This is a genomic window from Desulfotomaculum sp., from assembly GCA_003513005.1.
In the GTDB taxonomy this organism is placed as follows: domain Bacteria; phylum Bacillota; class Desulfotomaculia; order Desulfotomaculales; family Nap2-2B; genus 46-80.
In genome coordinates this window covers 127,692-134,367 of record DOTD01000073.1, presented here as the reverse complement: position 1 = coordinate 134,367, position 6,676 = coordinate 127,692, and the positions used below count along the sequence as shown (strand labels likewise).

Genomic DNA, 6,676 nt, shown 5'->3' with positions numbered 1-6,676 from the left:
TACCGCTAGATAGGTACCAAAAAGGCAAGCGGGAAAGGAGAATGCTGGCTTGCCTTAAAAAACAAAATACATTATTCGAATTGTGATTAGGAAAGGAAGTATTGCTTTTCCCATATTTTAAGAGTAATTTCAGTTTATACTCAGTCTAGATTCAGTTTATCCTGTTACAATCTTGCTTAAGGGATGTGAAGAGTAAAATGAGCCGGATAAAAAGATCAAAAGTCAACTTACTGTTGGACATTGTTCTTTTATTAATCTTTTTGGTTACATATGAGCAAAAGGCTACCGGTAACGTTATTCACGAATGGTTAGGCGCAGCAATTGTCGTCATACTCGTTACCCATATGCTGTTGCACTGGCAATGGGTTGTAAGCACAACCAAGAGATTTTTCCAGAAGATAGGCGCCGAACCGCGCATAAATTACATTCTTGATGCCGCTATTTTTATCTGTTTCACGACTATTTTGTTTTCAGGCCTGATGATGTCCCGAATCCTGCTGCCCTCTATTGGCTTAAAAGGATCTGTTGATCCCTTCTGGAAAGTGCTGCACTCGACATCAACAGATATAATATTGCTGCTTGCAGCGATCCATATAGGATTGCACTGGAACTGGATTGTAAATAACTTTAAACGGTTATTAACACCCGGTGAAGGGCATTACGATTATGAAGTAAATACATCTGCCTTAAAATCACTTGGAAGAGATATACTAAGCATTGGGGGCCGTACACTAATTATTATTACTGTGTCGGGAATTCTTGCTCTTGGATGGTATTCCTTTTCAACCTCCCCTAAAGCCGCGTCATTCGCTTCTTATAAAACCGAAATAGGGCATCAGCATGGTAGAAACGATATAATACTGGAAAACTTTCAGGAAGGCAGAACACAGGATAGAAGTCATCAAATGCAAGAGGGCAGGCATAAGCAGGGTTTTTCGTTAACCAATGCAGCTGCCGGTATGGTAAAGAACCTGGCAGTGATATCAGTTATAACAGTTATGATAGTTTTTCTCAGGAAAATGATTCGGGCTAAATCCTAAAGAACAAAATATTTTACAATGGGTTTGTCAATCTTCTTTTTTAAAAAACAAAAACCCATCTTGTTAAAAATTGATGGGTTTCCTCTTTTTAAATCTTAAAATATGGTAGCCCTAACGGGACTCGAACCCGTGTCTCCACCTTGAGAGGGTGGTGTCCTTGACCGCTAGACGATAGGGCCGTTTGTAATAGCTCCATTCTTAACAAAACAAAATTATAGCATAACCTGCTTTATCCGGCAAGCTAAAAAAAGAGATACTAAAAAAGTGAAATAGGATAGCTTTTTGAGGTTCAGCTTCCTGAGATCAACTGGGCGATAAGTTTGCCCTCGATCCGGGTTTTGGTTCCCGCTGCTGAAGCAGTGCTCCGCAAATAGTTTTCCGGAGGTTGGGCAAATTGAAACTGTAATTCAATGTCCTTGAACGATTCCCCGTTCTCGCTTAACCAGCTGTGATCCCAGAAGATGGGCAGTTTTTCACATATTTCGTGGTCTTGTGTTGAATAAAATTTTTAATTTTTGTCTTGACAGAATCATAGGGAATATTTTAGTATATGTTATAGTTTTAATAGAATACAAAGTGGTATTTATGGCGAAGAAGCCTTTAGATGGGGATGATCCCAACTAAAGGCTTTTTATGTAGTGCGCCACGCATGGCGCGTAGCTAGGCGGTGGAAGACCGCTATGGGGGCTGGCAGTTGCCAACCATTAGCCAAGCGCAAGGGTGTCCATCGCAAGGTGGAATCTGAAGGAAGCGTGATGAGTAAAGTTCCGGCCCGAGGAACACGAACCGTATTAAGCATCCGAAATGGGATGAGTCTGCTATCTGAGCGATATAGTGTTTAATAACATCCATATGGCTTAAGCATTGGGTCTGCAATCCAGATGAATCCTTCTTGTCGGTCTTCTTGCCTCGGATTGCCTTGACATACTTGGGATGCGCTAAGGTAATCCGGCAGGAAGGTTACAGGACGCGGTCTCCCCAAAGAAAGGAATGTTGGGTGACGCACTCACCTCCACGTGCTCTGTAGTATACTTGCACGACCAATTAAAGAATAGCGCACAAGCAATCATTTTCATAGCGTTTTGTGCCTTGAGCGCAGCGAAAGGAATGTTTATAAAAATGAAAAAATCTTTGATGAGATCTGTTCTTCCTTTGGCAATTATGTTTTTATTAATTACTCCGGGTTTGGCTGGAGCAAGCCAGGAGGCGGCAATTGATACGGGGGATACCGCGTTTGTTATGATCAGCGCGGCGCTGGTTCTGATTATGACGCCTGGATTAGCACTGTTTTATGGGGGTATGGTCCGCAGAAAAAATGTCCTGAGTATTTTGATGCAATGTTTTATTATTATGTGCCTCGTTTCTGTACAATGGGTTTTATTCGGTTATAGCTTTGCATTCGGACCGGATCTGGGTCATCTAATCGGTTCTTTAAAATGGGCTGGTTTGAGCGGGGTTGGTCAAAGCCCGTTTCCCGACTATTCGGCTACTATTCCGCACCAGGTTTTCATGCTCTTTCAGCTCATGTTTGCAATCATCACTGTCGGGCTGATCATCGGATCTTTTGCCGAGAGGATGCGCTTTCCGGCATTTCTGGTATTTGCTTTGCTCTGGACGACAATTGTGTATGATCCCCTGGCGCACTGGGTCTGGGGTGTCGGAGGATGGCTGCGTAACCTGGGCGCACTGGATTTTGCCGGAGGGACGGTTGTTCATATCAGTTCCGGAGTATCCGGTTTGATCGCTGCGCTTATTTTAGGCCGGCGCAAAGGATACGGCAGCGAGCCTATCCTGCCGCACTACCTGCCGATGACTGTGCTTGGGGCTGCCTTGCTCTGGTTCGGCTGGTTCGGGTTTAATGCGGGGAGCGCTCTGGCGGCCAACGGTCTTGCTGCAAGCGCCTTCATGGTAACAAATACTGCAGCGGCAATGGCTGCGCTCTCCTGGGTATTTGCCGAGTGGATTCATCACGGCAAACCGACCATGCTGGGAGCAGTCAGCGGTAGTGTCGCTGGTCTGGTAGCCATAACTCCGGGTTCCGGATTTGTTGGTCCAATGTCAGCGCTGGCAATCGGTCTGGTTGCCGGGATCATCTGTTATTTAGCTGTGAGTGTTTTGAAAACCCGCTTTGGTTATGATGATTCTTTGGACGTATTTGGGGTGCACGGTGTTGGAGGTACCTGGGGCGCGCTGGCGACAGGATTATTCGCTTCCACGGCAGTCAATCCGGCCGGGGCAAACGGCTTGTTTTTCGGCAACCCGGGGCAGCTTCTGATTCAGCTTACCAGCGTAGTAGCAACCTGGGTTTTTGCCGCAGTTCTCACTACCGTGATTTTGAAAGCAATAAGCCTGGTAACCCGGCTCAGGGTGAGTGAAGATGATGAAGAACAAGGTCTGGATCTTAGCCAGCACGGCGAGGATAGTTTTGCAGATCTGGTTATCGGCGCTCCTGCAATACACAGCTTTTCTTTTATGGAAGACAGAGCGACGGTTTTAAAGGAATCATCCGCAGGCATTCAACATTAGGATTGTTTTTCTCGAGAGGAGCGTTAGTAATATGACCAAGATAGAAAGCGTTTTACGCCCGGGAAAGCTGGAGGATGTGAAGAACGAACTGGGCAAATTCGGTATCAAGGGTATGACCGTAACTCAAGTAATTGGCTGCGGTCTGCAGAAGGGACACACTGAAGTATACAGGGGCGCTGAATATAATATCAATCTTATTCCCAAAATAAAGGTTGAAATTGTAATCAGGGATGAAGATGTCGACAAAGTAGTAAATCTTATTTCCAAGGCTGCGCGCACCGGGCAGACAGGAGACGGTAAGATATTTATCTATCCTGTGACCGATGCTGTTCGTATCCGGACAGGTGAAAAGGGAAACGACGCCATTTAGAAAAACTCCTGCAAGCGGCCATCCGTCCGACCTGTGACCGGACGGATGGCCGCATTTATTTTTATCTTATCCTTTGTAAATGACGCAAGATTTGGACAAACTAAATCCCGGGAAATTGCAGCTCTATCTATTGCAGGAGGGAGAAAAATGCGTCCTCTTTGGAAGGGATTCATAACTTTTGGTTTGGTATCTGTGCCGGTTAAACTTTATATCGCCACTCAGTCTAAAAGCATCAGTTTTACACTGAACCACAGGGGATGTGGGCATCCTGTCCAATACCGTAAGTTTTGCGAAGTTTGCGAAAAAGAGATTACACAGGACGACATTTCTTATTATCGGATAGATGAAATATATTTATGCGAGGGCCGGGCAATAACCGTCAAACCGTCCAAAGGGCAAGGTATTATCAATACCGAACGACTTGCGAAGCCGGTAACAGTAGCCGGCTTTAATAACTTTTCTGCCAGGCGGTGGGCATGCGCCTGCCCATACCGAAAGCCCTGGAAGTTATTTTCAAGCCTGGCGCAGCCTGCTTCCGCTTGAACTCAGACTTGTTAACTTTCCGGATAATCTCTCTGACAACGGACGGATCGTATCCCAAAGCAACTATCTCATCGGCGGTTTTATCCTGTTCGATATATGTCTGGAGGATTTCATCAAGCGCGTCGTAAGGCGGAAGAGAATCCTGGTCAACCTGTCCCGGCTTTAATTCAGCTGAGGGCGGTTTTGTCAGGACATCGGCAGGGATAATTTCTTGATTGCGGTTGATAAATGAGGCGAGTTTATAGACCATTGTCTTGGGCAGGTCTGAGATTACCGCCAGTCCGCCTGACATATCCCCGTACAAAGTACAGTAGCCTACCGCCAGTTCTGATTTATTTCCTGTGGACAGAGTGAGGTAACCTTCCCGGTTTGATATAAACATCAGGATATTGCCGCGGATACGGGCCTGGAGATTCTCTTCGGCTAAATCGGAAAGGCATGCGCCTTCTTCGTTGAGAAAATTGAGATAGTCGGCAAACAAACTTTGAATGGGTATCTCCCTGTAAGATATGCCGAGGTTTTTAGCAAGTCCCCGGGCATCGGTAAGACTGCCGGTTGATGAATAGGAAGTGGGCATCGCCACTCCCAGCACATTGTCCTTGCCCAGCGCATCCGCGGCCAAAACCGCAGTAACCGATGAATCGATTCCCCCGCTAAGTCCAACAACAGCTTTGGTAAAGCCTGTTTTTGACAAGTAATCGCGAATTCCAAGAACCAGGGCATAGTAGACGTTTCCTATATCTTCAGGAAGGGGAGAATAGTATTTTCTGGATCCGGGGAAAATATTCTCTCCTGTTATGTGGAGATTCCCTGCTTCAATATTGTTATTTTCATATTCCAGGAAGATCAGGTCCTCACAAAAGCTGCCTGCCCGGTGAGCGACTGTTCCGCTCGAATTTACCGCAAAACTGGTCCCGTCAAAAATAAGCTCGTCGTTTCCTCCAATCTGGTTTACATAAATAAAAGGTTTGCCATATTTTTGGGCCATTTTTTGAAGCATGTCCAGGCGCAGGTTAATTTTACTGTAATGATACGGGGAAGCGGAAATGTTGATAATCAAATCCGCTTCCTCTTCAATTAGTTTTTCAACGGGGTCAATAGGATAGAGGTGTCTGTTCCAGTAGTCCTTGTCGTTCCAAACGTCTTCACAGACAGTTAAACCGAATTTAACTCCCTTAAATAAAACAGGTTTGTGATTGTCGCCCGACTTGAAATACCTGCTTTCGTCAAAAACGTCGTAGTCTGGGAGGAGTGTCTTGTCCTGACGGCCTGCCAAAGATCCATGGGTGTAAAGCAGAGCTGAATTATAAAGATCCCCGTTTTCCCTGATCGGCGCGCCGACAATAATCGCCACTTCATCACTGTAGGGGATTATATATTTATCAAGAGCAAACTCGACCTCTTTTAAGAAGTCTTCGCGAAACAAAAGGTCACGGGGCGGGTAACCCGTCAAAGCCAGTTCCGGAAAAATTGCCAAATCAACATTTTTGTTGCGGCAGATTTTGATTATACGAGAGATTTTAGCTGCGTTATGTTTTATATTGCCGATTGTGGGATTGAGCTGTGCCAAAGCAATTTTCATCCGTGTAAAGTCCTTCTTTCAAAATTAAATGTCGAAGTAAAGATCATATTCATATGGATGCGGTCTTGTCTTGACTTCCGCTATCTCATCTTTTCTCTTAATCTGAATCCATTCATCGACTACATCCTGAGTAAAAACGCCGCCGCAGAAAAGGAAAGAATAATCCTTTTCAAGAGCGTCAAGTAATTCCAGGAGAGATCGAGGCAATTTTGATATTTTACCCGCCTCCCCGGGGTGTAATTCATGGATCTCCTGATCAACTGGATTGCCCGGGTCAATTTTATTATGCATACCGTCGAGTTGCCTGCAGGCGGCCTCCTTTCTTTGTGAATCTGCCCCCAGTGGAAAAAAATAAAAAACCGTCTTAAATCAGGTCAACTTCGACTTGTTTAAGACGCCTTTGTCATTATAAAATTCAGCGTAATTTTGAATGCTGTTAATTCACTTTTAACATAATGGTATTTTAAAGTCAATGATTTTCGGAAAGGAAAAGTATTGATACATAATTTACCGTTTTTTTCGGGCTTATTTTTATAAAGACGCCGCATAGGATAAAAAAAACCGGTAAATGAGTTTGGACGATATTTTTGAATCATGTCTGTCCTGGTAAGAAAT

7 protein-coding genes and 1 tRNA gene are annotated in these 6,676 nt (G+C 44.8%); 4 read left to right on the top strand and 4 right to left on the bottom strand.

Going from position 1 to position 6,676, the window contains the following annotated elements; genetic code table 11:
* Window positions 1–197 precede the first annotated feature (197 nt).
* Entirely contained in the window at window positions 198–1,040 is an 843-nt protein-coding gene (locus DEH07_09700; GenBank protein ID HBY04773.1) for a hypothetical protein, read from the top strand.
* Between the two features lie 103 nt (window positions 1,041–1,143).
* On the opposite strand, the gene DEH07_09695 is transcribed toward DEH07_09700, so the two are convergent.
* A tRNA-Glu gene (locus DEH07_09695) sits at window positions 1,144–1,219 on the bottom strand.
* A 940-nt stretch (window positions 1,220–2,159) separates the two neighbouring features.
* Between DEH07_09695 and DEH07_09690 the strand changes: the two genes are divergently transcribed.
* From DEH07_09690 to DEH07_09680, 3 genes are all read left to right on the top strand, one after another.
* The gene (locus tag DEH07_09690; protein ID HBY04772.1) at window positions 2,160–3,566 is read left to right on the top strand and encodes an ammonia channel protein; all 1,407 of its coding nucleotides are present in this window, start codon (window positions 2,160–2,162) and stop codon (window positions 3,564–3,566) included.
* A 31-nt stretch (window positions 3,567–3,597) separates the two neighbouring features.
* Window positions 3,598–3,936, top strand: a complete 339-nt coding sequence (locus tag DEH07_09685; GenBank protein HBY04771.1) for a transcriptional regulator — start codon at window positions 3,598–3,600, stop codon at window positions 3,934–3,936.
* A gap of 147 nt (window positions 3,937–4,083) precedes the next feature.
* The gene (locus DEH07_09680) at window positions 4,084–4,479 is read left to right on the top strand and encodes a hypothetical protein (protein ID HBY04770.1); all 396 of its coding nucleotides are present in this window, start codon (window positions 4,084–4,086) and stop codon (window positions 4,477–4,479) included.
* Here DEH07_09680 and DEH07_09675 read toward each other — a convergent pair.
* From DEH07_09675 to DEH07_09665, 3 genes are all read right to left on the bottom strand, one after another.
* Complete coding sequence (locus DEH07_09675) at window positions 4,385–6,061, bottom strand: NAD+ synthase (GenBank protein HBY04769.1); 1,677 nt, start codon at window positions 6,059–6,061, stop codon at window positions 4,385–4,387. The genes DEH07_09680 and DEH07_09675 overlap by 95 nt on opposite strands.
* 24 nt (window positions 6,062–6,085) lie before the next feature.
* On the bottom strand, window positions 6,086–6,352 hold the full coding sequence (locus DEH07_09670) for a hypothetical protein (protein HBY04768.1): 267 nt from the start codon (window positions 6,350–6,352) through the stop codon (window positions 6,086–6,088).
* 98 nt (window positions 6,353–6,450) lie between these two features.
* Window positions 6,451–6,657, bottom strand: a complete 207-nt coding sequence (locus DEH07_09665) for a hypothetical protein (protein ID HBY04767.1) — start codon at window positions 6,655–6,657, stop codon at window positions 6,451–6,453.
* Window positions 6,658–6,676: the final 19 nt, after the last annotated feature.